We start from the raw sequence: 423 nt of genomic DNA, 5'->3' as shown, positions 1-423 counted from the left end.
ACAGTGGGTTTCCCCATTCGGAAATCTCCGGATCAAAGCTTACTTACAGCTCCCCGAAGCATATCGGTGTTAGTACCGTCCTTCATCGGCTCCTAGTGCCAAGGCATCCACCGTGCGCCCTTTCTAACTTAACCATGTGGCCATCACTGACCTGGTTGTTCTCTTATTAAATAAGAGAGAAAACTAAAATGGCGATTACTCGGTTCTTTCTTTTGCCTTCTTCATTACGATTATCTAGTTTTCAAGGAACAAAACCGCAGATTCAATCACTATGTGATTCACTCTCGGAGTTTATGGTGGAGCCTAGCGGGATCGAACCGCTGACCTCCTGCGTGCAAGGCAGGCGCTCTCCCAGCTGAGCTAAGGCCCCGTTACATAGATGGTGGGCCTAAATGGACTCGAACCATCGACCTCACGCTTATC

At 48.7% G+C, this 423-nt stretch carries 1 tRNA gene and 1 rRNA gene; both read right to left on the bottom strand.

Annotation, left to right across the window (positions count from 1 at the left end):
* A 23S ribosomal RNA gene (locus HRJ06_RS22970) occupies window positions 1-134 on the bottom strand; the annotation flags it as partial.
* A 160-nt stretch (window positions 135-294) separates the two neighbouring features.
* A tRNA-Ala gene (locus HRJ06_RS22965) sits at window positions 295-370 on the bottom strand.
* Window positions 371-423: the final 53 nt, after the last annotated feature.

The sequence above is a fragment of the Mesobacillus harenae genome, from assembly GCF_013343715.1.
GTDB lineage: Bacteria > Bacillota > Bacilli > Bacillales > Cytobacillaceae > Mesobacillus_A > Mesobacillus_A harenae.
The sequence above is the reverse complement of the archived record's forward strand: the minus strand, read 5'-3'. Positions and strand labels throughout refer to the sequence as shown.